Source organism: Bacillus sp. FSL R7-0166 (genome assembly GCF_038008935.1).
GTDB lineage: Bacteria > Bacillota > Bacilli > Bacillales > Bacillaceae > Bacillus > Bacillus altitudinis.
Window position 1 is genome coordinate 2,449,452 of sequence record NZ_JBBPAC010000001.1, and the last position, 26,466, is coordinate 2,475,917.

Below are 26,466 nucleotides of genomic sequence, written 5' to 3' on the forward strand. Positions count from 1 at the left end.
ACAACCTCGTCACTCTTCTGATGACGAGGCATTTTGTTCTTCTTCAAGGCGTCTAGCTTGCTCAATTTCGTGTATTTTCATGACGGTCGGCTCAGAATTTTTCATTTGCCAATACGCCCTTAACAGCTCCTGACAACTTTCCATCTCATCCTGTCCGCCTGCTTCATAGGCTTTCACCGTATCAAACAAACCCTGCGGATAAGCGAGGTAACTCAAGAACAAATGAATCTCTTCCTCACGAAGTTTATTTCCCTTTTGATACGTATAAAACAAAGATGTGCATTCAGGACAAGGAGTAGGGTAGGTTTTGAATGTACGATAGTAAAAGGTCAAAAGGTCATAAATGGGGGCAGCCTTTTTGGACCGCTCAAAATTGGTGAAATGTCCTGTACCTACATCATTGTACAAAAAGTGATGGATCGACAATTGTCCATGGTTTAACACAATACGTGTCGTCTCTTGGTCTTTCATTTCCTCATGCCAATCCTCTAAACGTTCAAGTGCAAATTCACTTGCAGACATCGCTTCTGAAAAATACATAGCAGCAGCCAGCTCAAATGGCGACATATACCATGTTTGTTCTGCCCGCTCGATAAATCGTTCATACATGTCTTTCTCTGTTTCCCATTTGCTTTTCATTTGGGTGTAGTGAGCTTCTATTTCCTGCTCAGTAATGTCCATCATGACTTCTGTTCGTTTATGAAGTCTTGCAATCTCTTGAAATAAATATTCATGTTTATCGTCCTGCTCTTCTCTCTTTTCATTCGTCAGCCATGGCATAAGGTAATACGTGTACTGGCTTTCTCGTTGATTTGAGAAAAAGGAACCGCTCTTCGTGCGATAAATCGGCACAAAGGAGCGATAGCCTTTTGATTCTAGTTCAAGCATTTGCTCTGTAAATTGCATTTGTCGATGGGGTTTTACTCGCTTTAGTGCAAATACGCCCTGCTTTGTATACACTCTAACGACAGCTGGACTGACAGGTTCGATATATTCAGCCTCAAGCCCATATTCGTATAGGACAGATTGGATTTCATCCACGTTCTCTCACCACATTTTCTCGGTCCATCATCTCATACTATGCATTGCTTTTTTGATATTCAGGAATATAAAGAATCTGCCCTTCTTCAAGCTCTGCATCCACCGACAATGAATTCGTTCGAAGGAGCTGCTGCACATTCAACTGATATCGCTCACAAATACGATCGACCGTATCTTCTTGCTGAACTATACATATTTTCATGCGAGAAAAATCTTCCTCCTCCTGCTTAGCGAACAGCTTCGTTAAATAAAGAGAATTCTCACTGCCAGACGCTTCTCTCTGGTCATGTTCAAACTCCTCAGCTTCTTGAGCTGATTCATACACCTTTGGTGCTTCACGTTCATATAATCGTTCGAACTGATAGCTGTCATCCCGCTCTTCCTGCGTCTGTTCCATCTGATAAGCAGGTGATTCAAAGGCTGGATAAGCTGGCGGCTCTTCTTCTTCCTTGCTCTCTGCTTCAGGGTCTTTCCTCACTTCCACCTCAAAGAACGTATCATCCCGCTCCTCTTCTTCTAACAGTTTAGGCGGGTCAAAGAATGGCGGCTCTTGTACTTGAGCTTCTGGGAAGGAACGATACCCAAGCGCCACGGCTTCTTCTTCCTCATATTCCTCCTCTTCTTCTGCTTCTTCCACCATCACCGTCTCGATGTCTATTTCATCCTCTTCTTGTTCAGTTCGCGCTTCATGTTGCAAAACGGCCTGCTGTTCTGCATTTTCTTCATGCTCTTCACGTGGCAGCATTTCTTGCTCTTCATATTCAGACTGCGCCTGATATTCATAAGTGACATCGCCATATTCCTCTTCAGCACGATGGACAAATTCATATGGCTCTTCTACAAGCGGTTCAGGCGTTCCTTCATCTAACAGACCTTCAATGGCCAAATCAGCCTGAATCGTGAGCAAACGGCTTTCTGTCAGCTGGTAATCAAATGCATCAATAAACACAAATACATCATTTAAATGACTAATTTTGTTCTTGGGGATCGTGATATCCACCGGAAATTGATGCAGCAGCTCAGCCGTTCCGTCCTCTCTTACCTTCACCTCATCAGCCTGCCTGTATGATGCATAGGAACTGGATTCACCCATTAGCTCCTCTTGATTTATGTTGTATTCTCCTGTTAGCTCGAGTGAACCTCTAATGGAAACATAATCATTCACTTCTTGAACGAGAATGTCAGGATCGAGAGAAATTGACAGCAGCTCACTGACTTCCTGTCCGTTTTTGAAATAAATGGACTCTTCTACCGAAAACTGTAATCGATTGTTTTGAGACAAGTCGGTGTCCTCCTTTCATCTAATCCTTCAAAATAAAATTAGATGTCAATACAGGTGTATGAAGGAGGCAGTGAAAATATGATTGGTTTTATGCAAAGCAAAAAGCCGATATGTCTCCATATCGGCTTTTGGTTACTGAGCTAATTTTTGAAATACCTTTTCAACTGTCTCAATTGTATACTCGATGTCTTCATCCGTATGAGCAGTTGATAGGAACAGCCCTTCGAATTGTGAAGGTGGAAGGAAGATGCCGTGATCAGCCATTTCCTTGTAGAATTCAGCGAATAAAGCAAGGTCAGCTGTTTTCGCTGTATCGTAATTGACGACTTGTTCGTTTGTAAAGAAGAATCCAATCATGGAACCTGCACGGTTAAATGTTAATGGAATCCCATGTGCTTTCGCCGCTTTTGAAATGCCTTCTTCCAAACGATCTCCTTTGCGTCTAAACTCTTCATAAGACTCAGGTGTCAGCTGTTTTAATGTTTCAAGACCTGCTGTCATCGCAAGCGGGTTACCGGATAACGTTCCTGCTTGATAAATCGGGCCGCTTGGCGCAATTTGTCTCATAATGTCCGCTCTACCGCCATAAGCACCAACTGGCAGGCCGCCTCCGATGACTTTACCAAGACATGTCAGATCAGGCGTAATGCCAAAATAGCCTTGGGCACAATGATAATCCACACGGAAGCCTGTCATGACCTCATCAAAAATGAGTAAAGAGCCATATTGCTCAGTGATGTCTCTCAATCCTTGCAAGAAACCTTCTTGCGGAGGGACAACCCCCATATTTCCTGCAACTGGTTCTACAATGACACCTGCAATGTCGTCTCCAAATTCTTCAAAAGCGACTTTGATGCTTTCTAAATCATTGTATGGAACGGTGATCGTATTGCTTGCTGTACCTTCAGGGACACCAGGGCTATCCGGAAGTCCAAGCGTTGCCACACCCGAACCAGCTTTAATGAGCAAAGAATCACCGTGGCCATGATAACAGCCTTCAAATTTCACAATTTTGTTTCTGCCTGTAAAACCACGTGCTAGACGAAGCGCACTCATCGTCGCCTCTGTTCCAGAGCTGACCATCCGAATGACCTCAATAGAAGGAACTCGTTCTGATACAAGCTTAGCTAATTCATTTTCAACTAAAGTAGAAGCACCGAAGCTTGTACCATGTTCAGCTACTCGCTGAATGCTTTCAACCACACGGTCATTCGTATGCCCTAAAATAAGCGGTCCCCACGATAAGACATAATCAATATATTCATTTCCGTCAATATCGTATATTTTTGCGCCTTTTCCTCGTTCCATAAAAATCGGGTCTGTATTGACTGATTTAAATGCGCGCACAGGGCTGTTCACACCACCCGGCATTAACTGCTGCGCTTCTTTAAATGCTTGCTTTGACTTTTCATAGCTACGTCCCATTTCAACGTCCTCCTGTCTATCCGTTCTTTATTCTGAGAGCCATTTTGCTGCATCTTTTGCATGATACGTAATGATTAATTCTGCGCCTGCACGTTTCATGCTAGTCAGCATTTCAAGAACAAGCTCTTTTTCAGAAATCCACCCATTTTGAGCTGCTGCTTTCACCATTGCATACTCTCCGCTCACATTGTACGCAACAACAGGAAGTGTAAATTCATTTTTCACATCACGCATGATATCTAAGTATGAAAGTGACGGCTTCACGATCAGGAAGTCAGCGCCTTCTTCTACATCAGACTGCGCTTCTCTCAGTGCTTCTAAGCGGTTTGCAGGGTCCATTTGATACGTTTTACGATCTCCAAACTGCGGTGTGCTATGCGCCGCATCACGAAACGGACCGTAAAAAGCACTTGCATATTTCACAGCATATGACATGACAGGCACATGAACAAAGCCGGCCTCATCAAGCGCCTCACGAATTGCGATAACAAAGCCATCCATCATGTTTGATGGAGCAATGATATCTGCACCTGCACGAGCCTGACTGACAGCGGTTTTCGCTAAGAGCTGAAGAGATTCATCATTTAAAATTTCTCCATCTTCAACGATTCCACAATGTCCGTGATCTGTATATTGGCATAAGCAAGTATCAGCAATGACCACAAGCTCAGGGAAATGCTTTTTGATTTCAAGCGTTGCTCTTTGAACAATCCCATGATCGTGATAAGCTTCACTGCCTACATGGTCTTTATGGTCTGGTACCCCAAAAACAATGATAGATTTAATCCCAAGGTCAACAAGCTCTTGGACTTCTTCTTTCACAAGATCAACTGAAATGTGATAGACACCCGGCATTGAAGGGACTTCTTTCCGGACATTCTCTCCCTCTACAAAAAAGATGGGATAAATGAAATCAGAGGGTCTTAAAAATGTTTCTCTCACCAATTCTCTCATTCCTGCGCTTGTACGCAATCTGCGGTGTCTGTTAAATTTCATCATTGGTTCAACTTCCTTTCAGATAAACGGCACATCAAATCAAGCATCCCGTCTATCGTATAAGTATCTGGGGTTTCAGAAGAAATCCCGTATTGAAGCAGCGCCTCTTGTGTAAGAGGACCGATGCTCACAAAACATGTATCTGATGCAGCTAATCTATCGATATCAGCCTCCATGGCGTGCATAAAAGAATGAACAGTGGAGGAGCTTGTAAATGTAATAAAATCAAATGATTGCTCCATCATTGCCGACTTGAGTGCGATAATTCCGTCCTCATCCTTCACTGTTTCATATATAATCCACTCTTTTACGTCAATGCCAAGCGGAACGAGGGTATTCTTCACAACATCTCGTGACAGGTGGCCTTTTGCTACAAAGACACATTCTTCTGGATGTACATGTTCAATTAAAGCATCTGCCAGTTCTTCTGCTATAAAACGTTCTGGAACCACATCCACTTTTAAGCCGTGCTGCATCAGATAGGCAGATGTTTTTTCACCTACAGCCGCCACTTTCAAGTGGGATAAGCTTTGATGTAATTGATGCTTCTCTATATAACTAAGAAAAAAAGACGCACCATTTACACTCGTAAACACAAGCCAATGGCTTGCTTCTAAGTCTTCTAAAAATGCCTTCGCTTTTTCTTTTGTCAGCGTTGGCTCAAACCTGATAAGAGAGGTTAAAACAGCATGGCCGTTCAGCGCTTCAATTTTCTGCTGAAACGCACCCGCTTGACGTTCATTTCGAGTGACAAGCACCGTCTGTCCGTAAAGCGATTTGGCTATCGTCATTGGGAAGACAGATCCTTTTTCACCTTGTCGATCAAATCCTTCGCTCCCTTATCAGCCATCTGCTTCGCACATGCTGTTCCAATTGCCTCAGGGTCAGTTCCTGTTACGGTTTCTCGAATAATCGTATGCCCATCCGCAGATGCCACAAGACCTGTCAATTCAATTTCATCACGCTCATTCATCGTTGCGTAACCAGCGATCGGCACTTGACAGCTTCCATCCATTTGCTTAAGGAAGGCTCTTTCAGCAAGGACCGTTTTCTTTGTATACTCATTTGTGAATTGAGCTAACAGCTGCAAGAGCTCTTCGTCATCTCCGCGGCATTCTATCGACAATGCGCCCTGCCCCACAGCAGGAAGGCAAGTATCAGGAGATAAAAATTCCGACACGACTTCTTGACTCCAGCCCATTCTAGACAATCCGGCAGCCGCTAGAATAATCGCATCATATTCTTCATTTTTCAGTTTTTCGAGTCTCGTATCAATGTTTCCACGGATCCATTTAATCTCAAGATCTGGTCTCTCCTGAAGAAGCTGAGCACTGCGCCGTAAGCTGCTCGTTCCCACAACCGCTCCCTTTGGTAGTTCATGAAGACGGAGATGATCCTTTGAAATCAATGCATCACGCACATCTTCACGCTCAGGAATACAGCCGATGACTAAACCTTCTGGAAGAGAAGCCGGCATATCTTTCATGCTGTGTACCGCCATATCGATGTCATGGTTCAGCATTGCCTGTTCAATCTCTTTAACAAACAGACCTTTTCCGCCAACCTTTGATAAGGTCACATCTAAAATTTGATCACCCTTTGTCACAATCTCTTTAATTTCAAAAGAATAAGAAGGGTTTAGTTCAGACAACTTTTGAATGACCCATTTTGTTTGTGTAATCGCAAGTTTGCTTCGTCTAGAACCTACTTTAATTGTACGCATTACGTCTTCCTCCCGACAATGCCCTTAAGACTCATCATTATTGAAACCAATGAAAGGTTGATAAGCTACCAAGCAGAAAATAATTGATCATCAGCACAAGAAATGAAGCGACATTCCATCGCGCCACGATTTTGCCCTGCATATTTCTCACCAGTCTAATGTATAAGTAAAAGCCGTATAAAAACAGCATAATAAACGAACCGAGCACCTTTGCATCTGTCCAGTACAACGTATCATACGAAATATATGCCCATATAATGCCAAGAATTAAACTAAGCAAGAGCATCGGCACGCCAATAATATTTAAGACATACGCCATGTGATCAAGCTTTGATAAGTCTTCAATTCTCAAAAGCCATTTTCCCCATTTTTTCTTTTTCAGCAAACGATATTGAAATAGATAGAGGAGTGAAAAAGCAAATGAAAGTGAAAAAGCGCCATATGATAAAATGGCCATCGTAATATGGATGATGAGCAACTCACTCGTCAACTTTCCCGTCAGTTCGGCAGAATGAAGATCGGATGGTGTAAAGGTGTGAATCGCCATCATGGAAAAACCAATCACATTTGTAAAAAAGACAATAAATTCAACACGTAATACTTTTGTCAAAACAAGTGACAATGTCACAAGCACCCACGTATAAAAATATAACCCCTCTGCTACATTCAACACAGGGAATCGGTCTGTTTCCATCATAATATAAAACATGTAGACTGTTTGCAGCAGCCAGACAATAGAAAGCAACCAGAAAGCCATTTTTCCAGCCTTCCGGTTGTGTTGAAGAAAATCTATGAAATAGAACAAGACACTGAGTGCATAGATCAAGATCGTCGCTTCACCTAGTCTCGCTACAATGGATTCCATCATCGCCTAATCACTCACTGGCAACTGTAGCAAGGCCTTGTGCCATATTTGTTTTAAACAGCTGAAATGCCCCTTGCTCCACCTGCATCGGCTCTGCCTTTTGCTCTTCATCTTCAACCTGTAAATCAAAGATTTCTTTAAAGAGTAAAAGTTTTTCCTCTGCATTCGGCTCCCCGGCAATTTCTTTGGCCTTTAAGATAGGATCTTTCAGCATTTGATTGATGATGCTTTTCGTATGTTTATTTAACAGCTTCATTTCACGATTTGTGAGGTTTGGAAGCTTTCGTTCGATGCTTTGCATCGTATCCGCTTGAATCGAAAGTGCTTTTTCTCTTAAAGCAGAAATCACAGGAACCACTCCGAGCGTATTAAGCCATTGCTTAAATTCCACAATTTCAGCTTCGATGAGAAGCTCCACCTCTTCAGCTACTGCACGTCGCTCTTTCAGGTTAGCTGCAACAATGCCCTCAAGATCATCAATGTCATACAAAAAAGCACCTTCTACTTCAGAAATAGCTGGATCTAAATCACGTGGTACTGCAATATCCACCATGAATAGAGGTCTGCCTTTTCTCTGTTTGTTCGCTTTTTCGACCATTTCCTTTGTGATCACAAATTGTTTAGCCCCAGTAGAGCTAATTAAAATATCCGCTTCAGATAAAGTTTTTTCTAATTGATTCAAGCTCTTAGGCTCTCCTGAAAAACGGCCTGCCAGTTCTTTGGCCTTTTCGAACGTTCGATTGATGACTGTTACCTGGCCAATTCCTTGACCTTGAAGGTTTTGAGCCGCCAGCTCGCCCATTTTACCCGCACCAAGAATAAGGACATGTTTATCAGAAAGACGTCCAAAGATTTTTTTGGCAAGTTCCACTGCCGCATAGCTGACAGATACAGCATTAGACGCAATATCTGTTTCCGCATGAGAGCGTTTCGCAACTGTTACCGCCTGCTTAAACAAATAATTGAAAACGGTACCAATGGTCTTCTCCTCTTGAGCGACTTTAAAGCTTGAGCGCACTTGACCGAGTATTTGTGTTTCACCAATGACCATAGAATCAAGTCCACAGGCAACCCGGAATAAATGCTCAACCGCTCCATCATTTTCATAAAACTTCAAATATGGAGAGACATCTTCTTTTTCTAAACCGAACCAATCTGCTAAAAATCTTTTTATATAAAACCGACCAGTATGAAGCTGATCTACAACTGCGTAGATCTCTGTTCGATTACATGTTGAGATGACGATATTCTCTAGAATGCTTTTTTCTTCTTTAAGCTTGGACATCGCTGTTCCGAGCTCGCTCGGTTCAAAGCTCAGCTGTTCCCGTATCTCAACAGGGGCTGTTTTATAATCTAAACCCACAACAAGAATATGCATAACTTCAGCTTGCACCCCCAACGCCCTGTCTAATTTATAATAATTACAATATAGAATTTATTATTTATAATGATTATAACATATATTCATTTTTAACTGGATAAAAATTGTGAACAGATTTCAAAAATGTTGTGATATAGTAGAAAAATGTTCGACATCGAATGCCATATCATCACTTCAAGCAATTTACCAGATTTGGCGCGTGCGGACAAATGATCTGCTTATAAGAAGGTGACATCTTTGAAGAAGAAATCTATTTTGCTGCCGCTCACTTTGCTGGCTGTAGCACTATATGCCATTCTCTCAGGAGATCAATTTGACATTTGGAAAGATCAGGAGAAATGGCATACACTTGTACTGCTTTTTGGCCTTGCTTTCTTATATCAAGGAAAGAAGGAACAGGAAACCTCTCATGTGTTTATCGGTATGCTCATGACAGGCCTTGCGCTACACTTTATCCTTCAGCCGAAATTAGAACACTGGCCAGATACATTTACGATGATTGTGTTCATCGTCGGCCTCGCACTTTTAATGAAATCATCACAGAAAAAGGAATATCGAATAGAAAGTGTTGTTCTCATTGCACTCGGTCTATTCCTTTATTTCTTTCAACAAATTACAAAGCAACTTAGCACACTTTCGATCCCTACTTCCGGTTTTGAATTGTACTGGCCATATGTATTGATTGCCGTCAGTCTCCTCTTATTATTTTTAAAAAGGAAATAACTTATACAATATAATTGTTTGATAAGCCATCAATTGGATGTTTTATAATACACATCTTACGAGAAGAAGAAGATCCAGTTTAACTGATATAGACGACAATAACCGCCTTATCTGCAGTTGCTTGTGTAGCAACATTTTGCAGGTAAGGCGGTTTTGTTTTTCTCCCCTTATGTCAAGTATCATTAAATTGATATCAGTGTCACTGTCAAGCAATTATTATCATTTTTATGGTTTCGTCTCAAGTTCGTTTTCATCAGGTAATCTAAATCCAAATTCTTTTTCCCATAAATCATTTCCGCTATCAAACATTTCATTCAGTATATCCACTTCATCAGCTTGATTCCCAAATCCAGCATCATGAGCTAAAATAACGCCGAAATACGACATACAATCGTAATAATAGTTTTGTGGTAACAGCATATGTAAATGCCAAACCTCATCAATTTCAGTATTTGGGGCAAAAGAACAATCGGGATATTTTTTGATCATGAACCAAAATTTTTTGTATTGATCTACTAATCGAGTGACATTCTCTTTATCCATTCCTTCAAAATAGTAACCAAACTTCAAACATGCTTCTACTAAGTCCACTGAAAAGTCAGGATAACTCACTTTATCCATTCATTGAATTCCCCTTTTTAAAATATTTTTTAGAATCAAAAATCGAATGATTCCTATACAAAGACATAACGGAATGATGTAAGAAATATTGAAAAATTCAGAACCTTCCAACATAAATGTAATCACTGTAATGATTAATATCGTTCCTAGCTGATTCAATGTATTCATACCTGCAAGTGCCATACTTCTATAGTGAGGATCAAAAACAACTAAAAAAGATGCTTTGATTAAGCTCATAAACAACGGGTTAATGAGTGTCAAAATAAAAAAACCAATTAAAAACAGTGAACTATTGGGCGCTAAAATCATTAGAATTAACCCAAACATAAGATATATCGTTATAAGATAGACTTTCGAATGTATTTTTTGTATATCCATTCTTCGGATCAATAGATTTCCTAGTAAAACCGATACTCCGCCAATTAGCCAAAATAATGATACAGTAAGATCACTTGCCGAAAACGTTTCTTTCAGAATAATAAACGAATAATTCATTACTACAGGTAAAAACATCCCATCAATAAACATGATGCACAAATAACTCTTTGGTACTTTTTTAAATATTTCAACATTCGCGAAAGATATACTTTCGATTTTCAACTGGGCAACAATTGGATACAAATACTCATAAACCAACAAACCAATAAAAAAGAGCAGAAAAACAAGATACATTTCTGATCCAAAGAATATAAACAAAATTGGTCCACTAAAGAAACCAATTGTTTTAGCTGAGAGTAAAAACATATTACGATATGCAATATCTTTATGGGGTTGATTGGATAAAAACATGTTAAATCCCGATTCTAAAATAAACGATAAGCCATTTATAAAAAATTGAAAAGCAAGCATTAAAAAAAACATTAGATTAAATAATTGATTGTTTAAAGCAAAAAACGAAGCAAGGGTTAGGATAGACAATGTGGTGACGAAAAATTTTGCTGTGTATCTAGAAAAAACTTTAAATAAATAGTTGCTCACAATATTACTTAAAATAAACGAAAAGCCACCAATCAGATACATACTGCCTGCATAAAAATAGGAACCAGTCATCTCAAAGAAATAAAGAGGCAATCCAGTCCAAACTAATGCCCCTATGAAAACAATCATAGTATCCAAATAAACTAATGTACTCACTCTACTAATATTCATGTACACTATTCCTTATTTAAGTGTTAAGAAACAGAGATTCTAAAAAACCTCTGTTTCTCATCATACTCTCTTACTTTTTCTTTAATTCCTTTTGCATTTCTTTCATTTCATTTAGCGAGTAATTATAGCATGTTCTCGCTTTCAGTTTTGATTGTTTTTCCTTCATTTCATTTAGTGAGTAATTGTAACAAGTTCTTGCTTTTAATTTCATTATTACCACTCCTATCTGAAATATTTTCAATATCATATTACCGTAATTGATTTTATTTGTAAATATGGAAATTAATTATAATTTAGCATCTATTTAATAAACTTTCGGCATTCAATAATTTCTAGAAACAGAACGAATTTAAACTTAATCGTTTTCCTTCAAGTTCTACGTTTTTCTCAGCATATGAAAAAAAGTTGTAAGAAAACAAATGTTTTCTTACAACTTTTTATTATCTTCTTAGCTGTTAATCTTCGCAAGGATCGCATTCCAAGCTTCATCTTTTCCCTTTTTTGTTTCAGAAGAGAAAAGGATTAATTCATCTGAAGGGTCAATGTCGAGTGTCTGTTTGACGACTTTCACATGCTTTTCCCATTTGCCTTTTGGAATTTTATCGGCCTTTGTCGCAATAATGATCACAGGAACTCCATAATATTTAAGGAATTCATACATGTTCACATCATCTGCGGATGGCTTATGACGCAGATCCACAATTTGAACGACTGCTTTTAACTCTTCACGCATTGTAATATACGTTTCGATCATTCTTCCCCATGCTTCGCGCTCTGTTTTTGATACTTTCGCAAAGCCATAACCGGGGACGTCCACAAAATGGAGCATATCATTAATAATGTAAAAATTAAGCGTCTGGGTCTTTCCTGGTTTAGAAGACGTACGCGCTAAATTTTTCCGATTAATCAATGAGTTAATGAACGAGGACTTCCCAACATTTGATCGTCCAGCAAGTGCGATCTCAGGCAGTCCCCCGCTCGGGTACTGCTCTGGTTTCACCGCACTAATGACGATATCTGATTTTGTTACTTTCATCTTCCCTCTCCTACTAACGCTTTCTCAAGCACCTCATCTAAATGTGAAACCGGAATAAAAGTTAATCCTTCTCTCACACTTTCAGGAATATCATCAATATCCTTCTCATTGTCCTTTGGAAGAATAATCGTTTTCAGTCCTGCACGATGTGCGCCTAATGCTTTTTCTTTTAATCCGCCAATCGGAAGCACTCTTCCTCTTAACGTAATTTCTCCTGTCATACCAACCTCTTTTGAAACAGGACGTCCTGTGAGTGCTGATACAAGAGCCGTCGCAATGGTAATACCAGCTGATGGCCCGTCCTTTGGAACCGCACCCTCTGGAACATGGATATGAATATCGTGCTTTTCATTAAATTGAGGATCAATGTTCAGTTCATCTGCTTTTGAACGAATATAACTGAATGCCGCCTGCGCAGATTCTCTCATGACATCACCGAGCTTACCTGTTAGCAAAAGCTTGCCTTTACCAGGCGAGAGTGAGACCTCGATGGACAAGGTGTCTCCGCCAACTGTGGTATATGCAAGGCCTGTGACAACGCCGACCTGATCTGTCGTTTCCGCCTGACCATAACGGTAAAGTCTTTTTCCGAGGAATTCAGATAAGTTCTTTTCCGTCACTGTGATGCGTTTGCGGTCTTCAGCCACAATTGCTCTTGCCGCTTTTCGGCAAATCGCCGCAAGCTGACGCTCTAACCCGCGGACTCCTGCTTCTCTTGTGTAATAGCGAATCATATCGTAAATCGCTGCTTCACGAAGCTGCAAGTTCCCTTTCTTTAATCCGTGCTCCTTTAGCTGCTTCGGCAGAAGGTGATCTTTCACAATTTCTGCTTTTTCAACTTCCGTATACCCTGCAATCGTGATAATCTCCATTCTATCACGAAGTGGACCTGGAATGGTTGCTAAATTGTTGGCAGTTGCGATAAATAACACTTGAGACAAATCAAATGTCTCTTCAATATAATGATCGCTAAAGTTATGATTTTGCTCTGGATCTAACACTTCAAGCATCGCAGAAGACGGATCTCCTCTAAAGTCAGAAGACATTTTATCAATTTCATCTAAAAGAAAGACCGGATTCATCGTGCCCGCCTTGCTCATCCCGCGAATGATACGGCCCGGCATCGCACCTACATAGGTTCTTCGATGACCACGGATCTCAGATTCATCACGTACACCGCCAAGAGAGATACGGATAAACTTTCGATCGAGTGATTTAGCAATGGATTTTGCAAGTGACGTCTTCCCTACCCCAGGAGGTCCTGCCAAGCAAAGAATCGGTCCCTTTAATGAATTTGTTAGTTTCTGAACAGCAAGATATTCGAGTACCCGCTCTTTTACTTTTTCAAGCCCGTGGTGCTCGTCATCTAAAATTTCGCTTGCAAGCTTTAAATCTAGACGATCTTCTGTATAAGTGCCCCACGGCAGATTGATCAGCCAATCAATATAATTGCGAATGACAGAACTCTCAGCAGAGCTTGAAGGGATTTTTTCATAACGGTTCAGTTCTTTTAAAGCCGTTTCACGAACGGAATCTGGCATGCCGGACTCTTCAATTTTAGCCATAAGCGTACTGACTTCGCCTGTTTTCCCCTCTTTGTCTCCAAGCTCTTTTTGAATAGCTTTCATTTGTTCGCGCAAATAATATTCTTTTTGCGTTCGCTCCATTGAACGTTTGACACGCTGACCAATTTTCTTTTCAATCTCTAGCACTTCTTTTTCATTGTGAATGAGACTGATGACCCGGTTCAACCGTTTTTTTACATCGACTGTTTCCAGCACTTCTTGCTTGTCTTTTAATTTCAAAGGAAGGTGGGAAGCGACGATATCCGCCATTCGTCCAGGTTCTTCAATATCCGTCACCGTTGCATATGTTTCAGCTGAGATTTTTTTTGAAATTTTTATGTATTGATCAAAGTGATCTAACAATGTGCGCATGAGTGCTTCTGCTTCTGCGTCCTTTAATTCTTCTTCTGTCAACTCTTTAATATCGACTGACGTATAGTCTTCTAGCTCCATGTAGGATTCGATCTGCGCTCGATTTAAGCCTTCGACGAGCACACGGATCGTTCCATTTGGCAGCTTCAGCATTTGTTTAATTTTTGTGTAGGTGCCGACTTTGAAAATTTCCTCTTCACCTGGTTCATCTATTGAAATTTCCCGCTGTGTTGCTAGAAAAATCATATGATCGTTCATCATGGCCTGTTCTAATGCTTGAACAGACTTTTCGCGCCCAACGTCCAAATGCAAGACCATTGTTGGATAAACAAGCAAGCCTCGCAGTGGAAGGAGCGGAACATTCTTTTTGATTTCATCTGCCATGTTGATAGACACCTCCGTCACTAGTATGAATCATTATAATATACCTGTTTCAGTCTTGTACAATGTAAAAGACTTGAGAAATGATGATCTTACCGTAGTATACCCTTTCTTTTTATCTTGAAAAAGAAAAAAAGATCTATTTCACTAAAAAATCCCCATATGAGATGGGGATTAAACAGATTTCCTTTTCATTTCTTCTTCTAGTCCATCTTTCTTCTCATCTGGTGGATTGACCAAGCACTGATCTAGCACTTCTTGGAAGTGCTTCACAGGCACAATTGTCACCCCTTCAATCTCTTTTAAGATCGACTGCTGATTGTCATAAGGGATGATCACTGTTTTGACACCCGCTTGTTTGGCTGCCTTGATTTTTGGTATGACACCGCCGATCGGCTTCACCTGACCTTGTAATCCAATCTCACCGGTCATCGCTGTTAAATGATCAATCGGAATTTGATGAATGGCTGAGAAAATGGCTGTGGCCATCGCAATTCCAGCAGACGGCCCATCAATCGGGGCACCAGCCGGAAAATTAATGTGGATATCATATTCATTTGTTCGTATGCCTAAGTTTCGAAGCACGGTTAAGACATTTTCAACTGAGCCCTTCGCCATACTTTTACGTCTGATTGATTTCGACTGATTGCCGATGCTTTCTTCTTCCGCAATACCAGTAATATTGATACTGCCTTTTTCAAGCGCTTTACAAATGTTCACTTCAATTTCAAGCAGAGCCCCGCTATTCGGTCCATACACGGCAAGACCATTTACTACTCCTACCTTTGGCTTTTCCGGTACTTTTTGTTCATATCTTGGTGTCAGCTGGCTTGAATGAATGACCCATTCTACATCGGCGATCGTAATATCTTTTCGGTTTTCAGTGACAGCCATACCTGCGGCGATCTGTACCATGTTGACCGCTTCACGTCCATTTTTCACATAGGATGTTAACAGGTTCAGTCCTTCGTCACTTAATTCCTTCTGTATTTTCTCGACTGCTTTAGCTGCAACAATTTTCAGCTCATGCTGATCCAAATCCTTGAAGAAAATCTCCAAACATCTTGATCGAATAGCCGGAGGAATTTCGTCTGGTGTTCTTGTCGTGGCGCCAATCAGTCGAAAATCAGCGGGTAACCCATTTTGAAAAATATCATGGATGTGATTCGGGATTTGCGTATTTTCTTCACTGTAATAAGCACTATCTAAAAACACTTTTCGATCTTCTAGCACTTTGAGCATTTTGTTCATTTGAATCGGATGCAGTTCTCCAATTTCATCGATAAAGAGAACGCCCCCATGAGCATGTGTGACGGCTCCTTGTTTCGGCTGCGGAATGCCGGCCTGTCCCATGGCCCCTGCTCCTTGATAAATGGGATCATGTACAGAACCAATCAAGGGGTCTGCGATGCCTCGTTCATCAAATCTTGCCGTTGTAGCATCAAGTTCAACAAATACTGCATCTTTTTTAAATGGTGAATCAGCGTGACGCTTCGCCTCTTCCATCACTAGACGGGCAGCAGCTGTTTTTCCAACACCAGGCGGCCCGTAGACGATGACATGTTGCGGGTTCGGTCCACACAGGGCTGCTTTAAGTGCACGTATACCGTCTTCCTGCCCTACAATATCTTGAAACCCCTTTGGCCGGACTCTCTCTGATAAAGGTTCACTCAGTTTAATGGATCGCATCTTTCTGAGTGCTTCCATTTCTTTTTTTGATTCTTTATCGATCGTCACCTTTTGTGTGCGCTGATTTTTCAGTAAGTTCCAAAAGTACAACCCGATGACGATACCAAAGAACAGTTGTATGAATAATACGATTCCTGTCCAGCTCAATCGGTGCTCCCTCCTTCATCTATCGTTATGTATTGGTTTCTGTCTGCTAGTATTTCCTAGAGCTGGACGGAATAAACACAACTTCCACGATAAATAAAAAACTCCTGAATCAAACGATTCAGGAGTCATTCAAATGGGCTTATGCTGATGTTTTTGTATCTTTATTCACGACTGTACCGTCTTTTAAGACAAGACGTGGTGGCTCACCATCAGCAACCGTTTCACCAGTAATGACACATTTCTCAATATCATCACGAGATGGAAGATCAAACATCACATCAAGCATGATGCCTTCAATGATGGAGCGAAGACCACGAGCTCCTGTTTTACGCTCAATTGCTTTTTTCGCAATTTCGCTAAGAGCATCTTCTTCAAACTCAAGCTCAACATCATCAAGCTCAAGCATTTTTGTATATTGCTTAACGAGCGCATTTTTAGGCTTCGTCAAGATTTCTACAAGTGCTTTTTCATCTAACGGCTCTAGGCTTGCAATAACCGGAAGACGACCGATGAATTCTGGGATTAAACCGAAGCGAAGTAAGTCTTCTGGCAGAACTTTTGATAGAAGGACTTCTTTTTCAAGATCTTCAATTTTATTTTCCGCACCGAATCCAATCACTTTTTGACCTAGGCGGCGTTTGATGATTTGCTCAATGCCGTCAAAGGCTCCACCACAAATGAAGAGGATATTTGTTGTATCAATTTGAATGAATTCTTGATGAGGATGTTTACGTCCACCTTGAGGCGGTACACTAGCAACTGTTCCTTCAAGAATTTTCAAAAGGGCTTGCTGTACACCTTCCCCAGATACATCACGAGTGATAGAAGGGTTTTCTGATTTTCTTGCTACTTTATCGATCTCATCGATGTAGATAATGCCTTTTTCAGCTTTTTCTACATCATAATCTGCTGCTTGGATCAGCTTTAGTAAAATATTCTCTACGTCTTCCCCAACGTAACCTGCTTCTGTTAAAGACGTCGCATCTGCAATCGCAAATGGAACATTTAAAATACGTGCAAGTGTTTGAGCAAGTAATGTTTTACCGCTTCCTGTAGGTCCAATCATAGAAATGTTACTTTTCGAAAGCTCAACATCATCAATCTTACTGTTGGAATTAATCCGCTTGTAATGGTTATAAACCGCTACAGCTAAGGATTTCTTCGCATTCTCTTGTCCGATGACATATTCATCAAGAATTTCCCGGATTTCATGAGGTTTCGGAACATCCTTGAATTCAACTTCTTCCTCAGTACCGAGCTCTTCTTCAACTATTTCCGTGCAAAGCTCGATACATTCATCACATATATATACGCCAGGTCCTGCGACCAGTTTACGCACTTGATCTTGCGTTTTTCCGCAAAACGAGCATTTTAATTGACCTTTTTCCTCGTTGAATTTAAACATTCTTTCACCCCTTATTCTTCTTCACTTGCCTGTAGCTAACAGTCAGCTACCCTTCTGGGTCCAGTATGTATGCATTTTACCATACTTTCCTAAAAGACGGTAATGATGTGTTTGTAACACTGCACATTGAGATATGTATGACAGAAAGATGCGACTTACACTATCGTTTCCAAAAGAAGCGATGATAAGTCAAAAATTGTACAAAACAAGGCACGAGTCACTCGCGCCCTGTTTTATTATTATGCACCATATTAACGGTTTTCTACAAGAAAATCAATTGCTTTACGAACTTTTAAATCTTCTTTCATTGCTTCAGTAGAACCGATCGCTTGTTTGATATTTTCAACTGGCATGTTGTATGCTTCAGCCATTTTTGAAAGTTCTTCTTCCACTTCTTCATCAGACACTTGTAGGTCTTCTGCAGCAGCAATTGCTTCAAGAGTAAGATTAGATTTTACGCGTTTAGCAGCATCTTCTTTCATTTGCTCTTTTAGCGCATCTTCATCTTGTCCAGAGAACTGGAAGTAAAGCTCAAGGTTCATCCCTTGCATTTGAAGACGTTGTTCGAATTCTTTCATCATGCGGTCTAGCTCAGTGTCAACCATCGCTTGAGGAACGTCAACTTCCGCATTTTCAGAAGCTTTTGCTACTAGTTCTTCACGAAGTTTGCCTTCTGCTTCGTTTTCTTTTGCTTCTTCAAGACGTTTCTTCGTTTTTTCAGTTAATTCAGCAATCGTTTCTACTTCTTCATCAACATCTTTAGCGAACTCATCGTCAAGTGCTGGAAGTTCTTTTGCTTTGATTTCATGAATTTTCACTTTGAATACAGCTGGTTTACCTGCAAGGTCTTCAGCATGATATTCTTCTGGGAATGTCACTTCAACGTCTTTTTCTGCACCTGCTTCAAGACCAACCAATTGCTCTTCGAAACCAGGGATGAATGAACCAGAACCTACTTCAAGAGAGTAGTTCTCAGCTTTTCCGCCTTCGAATGCTTCTCCATCAACGAATCCTTCGAAATCAAGAACAACTGTATCGCCGTTTTCGATTGCGCCTTCTTCTTTGACAACAAGCTCAGCTTGACGGTTTTGCATAGCTTTTAACTCTTCTTGGACATCTTCATCAGATACAGATGTGTCGTCTTTTTCTACGTTAAGACCTTTGTAGTCACCAAGTTTTACTTCTGGCTTCACTGTTACTTTTGCAGTGAAGATTAAGCTTTCGCCTTTTTCGATTTTCTCAACATCGATTTCAGGGCGGTCAACCGGCTCGATACCAGCTTCGTCGATTGCTTTCGGATATTCAACTGGAAGAAGAATATCTAGTGCATCTTGATAAAGAGATTCTACTCCAAAACGCTGCTCAAAAAGACCACGTGGTACTTTCCCTTTACGGAATCCAGGGATTGATACTTGCTTTACTACTTTCTTAAATGCATCATCAAGTGCTTTGTTAAATGTTTCAGCGTCAACTTCTACTGTTAAGACGCCTTCGTTACCTTCTTGTTTTTCCCATTTTACTGACATGTGTGTTTCCCTCCAAAAATCTATTCAGATTGTGCGTTGTTACATTCTAAAGCATCATAAAGACTTCGTCCAATCAAAAACCACGCACTCCGCTAAAGAAGCGGTCTTATGTATACAACATTTGACTTGATTATACATAACGTCTTTCAACCGTTGGAATCTTACAACCGCACGATATATGCACAAATACAACCATTATATTATAACATAACAAGTCCGTCTTTCAACTAAATCGACAAATTACAAATAAGAAATTTCTTCAATATCTTTCAGCATTGTACAAGCTTCTCTCAGCTCTCGTTCGTTAAAATCATACAATAAATGCAATTCTTCGAGATCAATCTCGATTCCATGCATTTCATAGCCGACTTTATGAAGTGCCGCAGCCCAAAGACTCGGATCCGTATATTTAGGAAGAAATGGATATAGCACAAATAAGTGACGGCGCCATAACTCTTCAACCCCTTGGTAAAGGGTTGGGTTCTCATTGCCGAGTGTGTCATCAAGCTTTCGAAGGACTTGCTGAAGCAGTGGCATTTGCTCTGGCTTGACAGCCTCAGAAGGAACAAGCGTTAATGAATCACCGAACTTCGTCACATGAACCGGCTTTGCCACATCATGATCTGACAGAAGTTGCAGGATCAATGATTTGACCAAAGGGTTTCCATCAGGCTTTTGTAGGATCGTATTTAATAGACCCATATGCGGCGTGATGTTTCGGTCTTTCAGCGAATGGATGAACTGCACCTGCTCTTCTGGCCGCTCGAGCATTTCATCTATATTGATTTCTCCGCTGCCTTCCTCTTCTTCGTCTAAAATCTCTTCTGGTGATTCAATCATCTTTCTGCTAAATTCAAGCAGCTTATAAAAATGCTCCGCACTTTCTGCTGGAAGGTGATTTTCTTCAAGGACAGCCTCAATTGTTTGTTTGACTTCCTCGTACTCTTTCAGCTGAATTAAGATGGTCATATATACTTGAAGCACAGTGAAATAGTGTCCATATCCTTCATGTAGCATCTTTTCACAGACTCGCTTTGCATCCTGCAGCTCACCAAGCTCTAGAAAACAAATCGCCATACCGAGATGAATATCGGATTCTTCATCGTCATCATACGATTTCGCTTCTGAAAATAAGTGAAGCGCCTCTTGATACTGTTTATCTTTTAATGCTGCCATTCCTTTTTCAATCAGTCTTTCTTTCAGACCAGGAAACAAAATGACATTATCTTTCTTCTTGTCATGTTTCATGCTTACGTTCCTTTCGGGCGCATATTTTTTATCAGTTTACCAACGAAGGTTAGTAAACACAAGTAACGAGAGGTTTTCATGCAAAAAAGAAGCCGTCACACCACGGGGACGGCTTCTCGTTGTTTATGCACGCAGCCAGCTGCTACGTTTCTCTTCAAATGCTTGAATCTCATCTTCTAGTAACAATGTTAATGAAATCTCATCATAGCCATTCAGGAGCATTTCTCTCCAGTGTGGATCTACATCGAAAGGAGTAACATTCCCTTCATGGTCTTGAATCTGTTGTTTTTCCAGATCAACTGTCATTTCATATCCTTTGTTTTCATATGATGCAGCAAACGTTTTCCACACATCATAATCAAGGCGGATTGGAAGCATCCCATTTTTAAAACAGTTTTGATGAAAAATATCGGCGAAAGATGGGGCAATGACAATTTTGAAGCCATAATCATCAAGTGCCCAAGGCGCATGTTCCCTTGATGATCCGCAGCCAAAGTTTTCGCCTGCGATCAAAATAGAGGCTCCTTCATAAATCGGCTGATTGAGTTCAAAATCTGGATTCGGACTGCCATCTGCTAAATATCGCCAGTCAAAAAAGGCAAATCGGCCATATCCTGTTCGTTCGATTCTTTTCAAAAACTGTTTCGGAATGATTTGATCTGTATCTACATTAATACGGTTAAGCACAGCGGCTTTTCCTTTATGAGTGACTAAAGGCTCCATCTATGACACAACTCCTTACACGACTGTTTTCTCTTGATTAAACTTCCTGACATCGACAAATCGGCCATGTATGGCAGCCATTGCAGCCATTGCCGGGCTGACTAGATGCGTTCTTGCACCCTTCCCTTGACGTCCCTCAAAGTTACGGTTTGATGTAGATGCACAGCGTTCACCTTCTGGGACCACATCGTTATTCATACTGAGGCACATACTACAGCCAGATTCTCTCCATTCAAATCCTGCTTCTAGGAAAATTTCATGAAGACCTTCTTCTTCTGCTTGCAGTTTGACACTTTGTGAGCCAGGAACCACAATCGCTCTGACATGATCAGCTACTTTTTGTCCTTCAATCATAGAAGCGGCTTGGCGTAAATCAGTCATTCTTGAGTTCGTACATGAGCCAATAAACACATGCTCAATCGTAATATCTTCAATACGCTGATGCGGGTGAACCCCCATGTATTCATAAGCACGTTTTGCTTCTTTTTGATCATCTTCTTGTGCAAAATCTTCAGGTCCTGGAATGGCTGCATCCACAGGGAGCACCATTCCTGGGTTAATTCCCCACGTGACCATTGGTGAAATATGATTTCCATCTAAAACAATAGTTTTATCATAGGTCGCACCCGGATCTGTTCTTAGTTCTTTCCATTCTTTGATCGCTGCTTCAAAATCTTCACCCTGCGGTGCGTATTTGCGTCCGCGGCAATATTCAAAGGTCACTTCATCAGGTGCGATCAATCCTGCTCTTGCGCCTGCTTCAATTGACATATTACAAACGGTCATCCGCTCATCCATTGACATGTTTCTGAATACTTCCCCAGTGTATTCAATGACATAACCTGAACCGAACTTCACGCCGTGTGCGCCAATGACTGCCAAAATGACATCTTTGGCTGTTACCCCTTTTTGAAGCGTTCCGTCTACTCTAATTTCTAGTGTCTTCGGACGCTGCTGCCAAAGTGTTTGTGTGGAAAGTACATGCTCAACCTCACTTGTGCCAATCCCAAAGGCAAGTGCACCAAATGCGCCATGAGTAGATGTATGACTATCTCCACACACGATTGTTTTCCCCGGAAGTGTTAAACCAAGCTCTGGTCCAACGACATGAACGATTCCTTGGTCTACACTGTGAAGGTCAGCTAGACGGACCCCGAATTCAGCACAGTTGCGCTCTAGAGCACTGACTTGCTTCTTCGCAATCTCATCTTTGATCACAAATCGATTCACTGTCGGAATGTTGTGATCCATCGTCGCAAATGTGTTTTGTGGTCTTCGCACCTTGCGCCCTTTTTGTCTTAATCCTTCAAATGCTTGAGGTGACGTCACCTCATGCACCAAGTGCAGATCAATATATAAAAGGTCTGGTTTTCCCTCGCCATTTTTGACAACATGCTGATCCCATATTTTTTCGATGATTGTTCGAGGCATAACCCTTTTTCCTCCCTCTACCTAATTCAACAAGATTTCTATTTATACAATTGATTTCGTACGTTGTTTGAGTGCATCTACAACGGCTTTCGTGATATCATCAGTCGTTTCATACGTTCCCTCTTTTGATGCTAGGTCCTTTGTACGTTTGCCAGAGGCAAGAACGGCTTCCACAGCTGCTTCAATTGCAGCCGCTTCTTCTTCTAAAGCAAAGGATGTTCTAAGCAAGCTGGCTGCTGACAATATAGTAGCCAGAGGGTTTGCGACATTTTGCCCCGCAATATCGGGTGCTGAACCATGAATCGGCTCATATAAATGAAGGCCGGTGCTTGATAAACTAGCAGATGGCAGCATGCCGAGTGAGCCAGTAATCATAGATGCTTCGTCACTTAAAATGTCACCAAACATATTCTCTGTCACGATGACATCAAATTGAGCGGGCTTATAAATCAGCTGCATCGCGGCATTATCGACGAGCATGTGCTCATATGCGACATCTGGATATTGTGATGCAACTTCTTCTACAGCATCCCGCCATAGTTTACTCGAAGCGAGAACATTTGCTTTATCCACAGACGTTACTTTTTTCCGTCTCGTTAATGCCATGTCGAACGCTTCTTTTAATACACGAACAATCTCTTCCTTTGTATAAAGAAGTGTATCAACCGCAGCTTCTTTTCCTTCATCATCCGTGTAGCGCTCACTTGGTTCGCCAAAGTAGAGGCCTCCAGTTAATTCACGAACGATGACGAAATCTACTCCGCTAATGTGATCTTGTTTTAACGGTGAAGCCTCACTCAAGCTATCAAATACTTTGACAGGGCGGATGTTCGCAAATAAGTCCAGCTGCTTGCGAATGGAGAGCAAGCCTTTTTCTGGGCGAAGTTCTGGCGGGTTTTGATCCCACTTTGGTCCGCCAACGGCTCCTAATAAAATCGCATCTGCGCTTTTGCACACTTCTACTGTTTCTTTAGGGAGCGGATTGTTTTTTTCATCTATCGCTATACCGCCAATGAGAGCTGTTTCGAATTCAAATTCGTGTTGAAATTGATCCGCTGTCTCTTTCAGAACAGCGACGGCTGATGTGACGACTTCCGGTCCGATTCCATCGCCGGGCAAAAGTGCAATTTTCTTTTTCATGAGTCCCTTCCTCCTTTCTTATGAGATGGCGTGATGTTTCTCAATTTCTATTAGGTTTGATTTAAAGATTAAATGTCTATTCACTGCATTGACGTAAGCTTTAGCCGATGCTTCCAGCACATCTTGTGCTACACCGCGTCCTGCTGTTTCTTTTCCTTCTATTGAAACAGTGACATATACTTCCGCTAGTGCGTCTCTGCCTTTTCCATTGGATTGAATACGATAATCTAGCAAATGAATTCTTTCCTCCATACAGCGCTCAAGCGTGTTGTACACAGCTTCTACACTGCCTGCACCTGTAGCTGCTTCTTGAATGACTTCCTGCGTTTCTTGATTTTTAAGAGAGACTGTTGCTGTCGGCATTTGCTCTGTCCCATAGTGAACTTGAAGACTTTCAAATTCATAGCCGATTTTCCGGTCTGCTACTTTTTCTTCTAATATAATAGAGATCAAATCATCATCTGTGATTTCTTTCTTCTTCTCTGTTAAGTTCTTAAATGTCTCGAAGAACTTATTGATTTCTTCTTCAGTCAATTTAAAGCCGAGTGTTTTTAAGCGGTCTTTAAACGCGTGTCTTCCGGAGTGTTTACCAAGGACAAGCACATCTGTTGTGACGCCTACAAGCTCTGGAGAGATAATTTCATAGGTTGTTTTTTCTTTGAGGAATCCATCTTGGTGAATACCTGATTCATGGGCAAATGCATTGTTTCCAACGACTGCTTTATTACGCGGTACAATCATACCTGAGTATTTGCTCACTACATCACTTGTGCGCTTAATTTCATTCAACTGAATGGTTGATTCGACTTGGTAAAAGTCTTTGCGAATATGAAGGGCAACTGCAATTTCTTCTAAAGCAGCATTTCCTGCGCGCTCTCCAATACCGTTGACAGCTGTTTCAATTTGATCTGCTCCGTTTTCAATGGCAGCAAGTGAGTTCGCTACAGCCATTCCTAAATCATCATGACAGTGTGCTGACAAGATGACTTGATCGATATTTGGAACGTGTTCCTTCATATATTTAAAGATATTTCCGTACTCTTTTGGTGCTAGGTATCCAACAGTGTCAGGCAAGTTAATGACACTTGCGCCTGCGTCGATCACTTTTTCTACAATTTCTGCTAGGAAAGAAAGATCTGTCCGGCATGCATCTTCTGCTGACCACTGAACAACTGGGAAGCGCTCTTTCGCGTATTTCACCATTGAAACAGCTTGTTCAACCACTTCTTCACGTGTTTTCTTTAGTTTATGCTTGAGGTGAATGTCAGAAGTCGCAATAAAGACGTGTATTCTTGGTTGAGCTCCATCTTTTAATGCGTCCCATGCAGCATCAATGTCACCTTTCACACATCGTGCAAGTCCTGCAACTGAACAGTTCTTAATCGTTCTTGCAATTTCTTGTACGCCTAAGAAATCCCCTCGGGATGAAGCGGGAAAACCCGCTTCAATGATATTAACCCCAAGGCGCTCAAGCTGCTTAGCAATGATTAGCTTTTCTTGTGCATTTAAGTTCACTCCTGGTGATTGCTCTCCATCTCGAAGTGTTGTGTCAAAAAAATTAATTTTTCGCACCGACGCTCACCGCTTCCTTTTTCTTTCCTTGTTTAACGAAAGGCATCATTTCACGAAGCTTTCTTCCGACGATTTCAATTTGGTGCTCATTTTCATTTGCATTGATTGCATTGAAACGTGGACGATTCACTTGGTTTTCAACAATCCATTCTTTCGCGAATGTTCCGTTTTGGATGTCAGTCAAGACTGCTTTCATTGATTCTTTTACTTTTGCATCCACAACGCGTGGTCCTGATACGAAGTCACCCCATTGCGCTGTATCAGAGATTGAATATCTCATACCTTCTAATCCTTCTTCATACATAAGGTCAACGATCAATTTCAGTTCATGCAGACACTCGAAGTATGCAAGCTCTGGCTGATAACCAGCTTCTGTTAATGTTTCAAAACCTGCTTTTACTAATGAAGTAAGACCTCCACAAAGAACTGCCTGCTCACCGAATAGATCCGTTTCTGTTTCTTCTTTAAATGTTGTTTCAAGAACGCCCGCTCTTGCTCCACCGATTGCTTTTGCATAAGCAAGTGCTTTGTCTTTCGCTTGACCAGATACGTCTTGATAGATAGCAAATAGTGCAGGTACACCAGCGCCTTGCTCATATGTTCTTCTGACAAGATGTCCTGGACCTTTTGGAGCCACAAGATACACATCTACGTCACTTGGAGGAACAATTTGATGGAAGTGAACGTTGAATCCGTGTGCGAATACAAGTGAGTTACCTGCTTCTAATTGATCTTTGATTTCTTCATCATATACTTTCTTCTGCTGCTCATCTGGAAGTAATACCATGACGACATCTGCTTGTGCTGCTGCTTCTTTTACTGTGAATACTTGATGACCGTCTTCTTGTGCTTTTGTATAAGATCCGCCTTTTCTTACGCCGACAATGACATCTACGCCGCTCTCTTTTAAGTTCAATGCATGTGCATGACCTTGTGATCCGTAACCAATGATAGCTACCTTTTGACCGTTTAATACGTTTTCTTGAATATCACCGTTATAATATACTTTTACCATTTGACTCTCT

General features: G+C 41.1%; 22 protein-coding genes and 1 pseudogene. 1 reads left to right on the plus strand and 22 read right to left on the minus strand.

Translation table 11 applies throughout. The features are described 5' to 3' along the window. Positions 1-9: 9 nt before the first annotated feature. From ysxE to hemA, 8 genes and pseudogenes are all read right to left on the minus strand, one after another. Positions 10-1,041 (minus strand): spore coat protein YsxE, encoded by a 1,032-nt coding sequence (gene ysxE / locus NST01_RS12655; RefSeq protein WP_056705873.1) that lies wholly within the window; start codon positions 1,039-1,041, stop codon positions 10-12. Between the two features lie 802 nt (positions 1,042-1,843). After that, a pseudogene (locus NST01_RS19375) lies at positions 1,844-2,323 on the minus strand (LysM peptidoglycan-binding domain-containing protein); the annotation flags it as partial. A 132-nt stretch (positions 2,324-2,455) separates the two neighbouring features. Further along, positions 2,456-3,748, minus strand: a complete 1,293-nt coding sequence (gene hemL, locus NST01_RS12665) for a glutamate-1-semialdehyde 2,1-aminomutase (RefSeq protein WP_008342821.1) — start codon at positions 3,746-3,748, stop codon at positions 2,456-2,458. Positions 3,749-3,775: 27 nt separating this feature from the next. Continuing rightward, positions 3,776-4,747 carry a porphobilinogen synthase gene (gene hemB, locus NST01_RS12670; RefSeq protein WP_007501555.1) on the minus strand — a complete coding sequence of 324 codons (972 nt, stop codon included), beginning with the start codon at positions 4,745-4,747 and terminating at the stop codon, positions 3,776-3,778. Continuing rightward, complete coding sequence (locus tag NST01_RS12675) at positions 4,744-5,535, minus strand: uroporphyrinogen-III synthase (protein WP_008342826.1); 792 nt, start codon at positions 5,533-5,535, stop codon at positions 4,744-4,746. Before NST01_RS12675 ends, hemB begins: the two co-directional genes overlap by 4 nt. Beyond that, positions 5,532-6,467 (minus strand): hydroxymethylbilane synthase, encoded by a 936-nt coding sequence (gene hemC, locus NST01_RS12680; RefSeq protein WP_061419821.1) that lies wholly within the window; start codon positions 6,465-6,467, stop codon positions 5,532-5,534. Before hemC ends, NST01_RS12675 begins: the two co-directional genes overlap by 4 nt. 37 nt (positions 6,468-6,504) lie before the next feature. Further along, positions 6,505-7,335: a cytochrome c biogenesis protein gene (locus tag NST01_RS12685; RefSeq protein ID WP_113747121.1), complete on the minus strand. Its 831-nt coding sequence runs from the start codon at positions 7,333-7,335 to the stop codon at positions 6,505-6,507. A gap of 7 nt (positions 7,336-7,342) precedes the next feature. Then, positions 7,343-8,710 (minus strand): glutamyl-tRNA reductase, encoded by a 1,368-nt coding sequence (hemA, locus tag NST01_RS12690; RefSeq protein ID WP_024718410.1) that lies wholly within the window; start codon positions 8,708-8,710, stop codon positions 7,343-7,345. A 240-nt stretch (positions 8,711-8,950) separates the two neighbouring features. Between hemA and NST01_RS12695 the strand changes: the two genes are divergently transcribed. Further along, positions 8,951-9,436 carry a hypothetical protein gene (locus NST01_RS12695; protein ID WP_326115889.1) on the plus strand — a complete coding sequence of 162 codons (486 nt, stop codon included), beginning with the start codon at positions 8,951-8,953 and terminating at the stop codon, positions 9,434-9,436. Positions 9,437-9,661: 225 nt separating this feature from the next. Here NST01_RS12695 and NST01_RS12700 read toward each other — a convergent pair whose 3' ends face one another. From NST01_RS12700 to ilvC, 14 genes are all read right to left on the minus strand, one after another. Then, a complete protein-coding gene (locus tag NST01_RS12700) occupies positions 9,662-10,057 on the minus strand; it encodes a hypothetical protein (protein WP_017367731.1) in 396 nt (131 codons plus the stop codon). Then, entirely contained in the window at positions 10,058-11,206 is a 1,149-nt protein-coding gene (locus tag NST01_RS12705; protein ID WP_017367732.1) for an MFS transporter, read from the minus strand. It abuts the gene before it with no gap. 70 nt (positions 11,207-11,276) lie between these two features. Beyond that, positions 11,277-11,417 carry a hypothetical protein gene (locus NST01_RS12710; RefSeq protein WP_017367733.1) on the minus strand — a complete coding sequence of 47 codons (141 nt, stop codon included), beginning with the start codon at positions 11,415-11,417 and terminating at the stop codon, positions 11,277-11,279. A 237-nt stretch (positions 11,418-11,654) separates the two neighbouring features. Further along, positions 11,655-12,242 carry a ribosome biogenesis GTP-binding protein YihA/YsxC gene (yihA, locus tag NST01_RS12715; protein ID WP_035701772.1) on the minus strand — a complete coding sequence of 196 codons (588 nt, stop codon included), beginning with the start codon at positions 12,240-12,242 and terminating at the stop codon, positions 11,655-11,657. Continuing rightward, complete coding sequence (lon, locus tag NST01_RS12720; RefSeq protein ID WP_007501564.1) at positions 12,239-14,563, minus strand: endopeptidase La; 2,325 nt, start codon at positions 14,561-14,563, stop codon at positions 12,239-12,241. Before lon ends, yihA begins: the two co-directional genes overlap by 4 nt. 171 nt (positions 14,564-14,734) lie before the next feature. After that, positions 14,735-16,396 (minus strand): ATP-dependent protease LonB, encoded by a 1,662-nt coding sequence (lonB, locus tag NST01_RS12725; protein ID WP_007501566.1) that lies wholly within the window; start codon positions 16,394-16,396, stop codon positions 14,735-14,737. A gap of 139 nt (positions 16,397-16,535) precedes the next feature. After that, positions 16,536-17,801, minus strand: coding sequence for an ATP-dependent protease ATP-binding subunit ClpX (gene clpX / locus NST01_RS12730; RefSeq protein ID WP_017358145.1), 1,266 nt, complete (start codon positions 17,799-17,801; stop codon positions 16,536-16,538). Between the two features lie 251 nt (positions 17,802-18,052). After that, entirely contained in the window at positions 18,053-19,327 is a 1,275-nt protein-coding gene (gene tig, locus NST01_RS12735; RefSeq protein WP_017358146.1) for a trigger factor, read from the minus strand. A 240-nt stretch (positions 19,328-19,567) separates the two neighbouring features. Then, positions 19,568-20,575, minus strand: a complete 1,008-nt coding sequence (gene ddcA / locus NST01_RS12740) for a DNA damage checkpoint antagonist DdcA (protein ID WP_136944759.1) — start codon at positions 20,573-20,575, stop codon at positions 19,568-19,570. 123 nt (positions 20,576-20,698) lie between these two features. Then, positions 20,699-21,298 (minus strand): 3-isopropylmalate dehydratase small subunit, encoded by a 600-nt coding sequence (leuD, locus tag NST01_RS12745; protein ID WP_008342843.1) that lies wholly within the window; start codon positions 21,296-21,298, stop codon positions 20,699-20,701. 15 nt (positions 21,299-21,313) lie between these two features. Next, positions 21,314-22,729 (minus strand): 3-isopropylmalate dehydratase large subunit, encoded by a 1,416-nt coding sequence (gene leuC, locus NST01_RS12750; RefSeq protein ID WP_007501575.1) that lies wholly within the window; start codon positions 22,727-22,729, stop codon positions 21,314-21,316. A 42-nt stretch (positions 22,730-22,771) separates the two neighbouring features. Next, positions 22,772-23,869 carry a 3-isopropylmalate dehydrogenase gene (leuB, locus tag NST01_RS12755; protein ID WP_019744119.1) on the minus strand — a complete coding sequence of 366 codons (1,098 nt, stop codon included), beginning with the start codon at positions 23,867-23,869 and terminating at the stop codon, positions 22,772-22,774. Between the two features lie 18 nt (positions 23,870-23,887). After that, positions 23,888-25,441, minus strand: coding sequence for a 2-isopropylmalate synthase (locus NST01_RS12760; RefSeq protein WP_008342850.1), 1,554 nt, complete (start codon positions 25,439-25,441; stop codon positions 23,888-23,890). Next, positions 25,428-26,456: a ketol-acid reductoisomerase gene (ilvC, locus tag NST01_RS12765; protein WP_007501581.1), complete on the minus strand. Its 1,029-nt coding sequence runs from the start codon at positions 26,454-26,456 to the stop codon at positions 25,428-25,430. The genes NST01_RS12760 and ilvC overlap by 14 nt, the downstream gene beginning before the upstream one ends. Between the last annotated feature and the right edge of the window lie 10 nt (positions 26,457-26,466).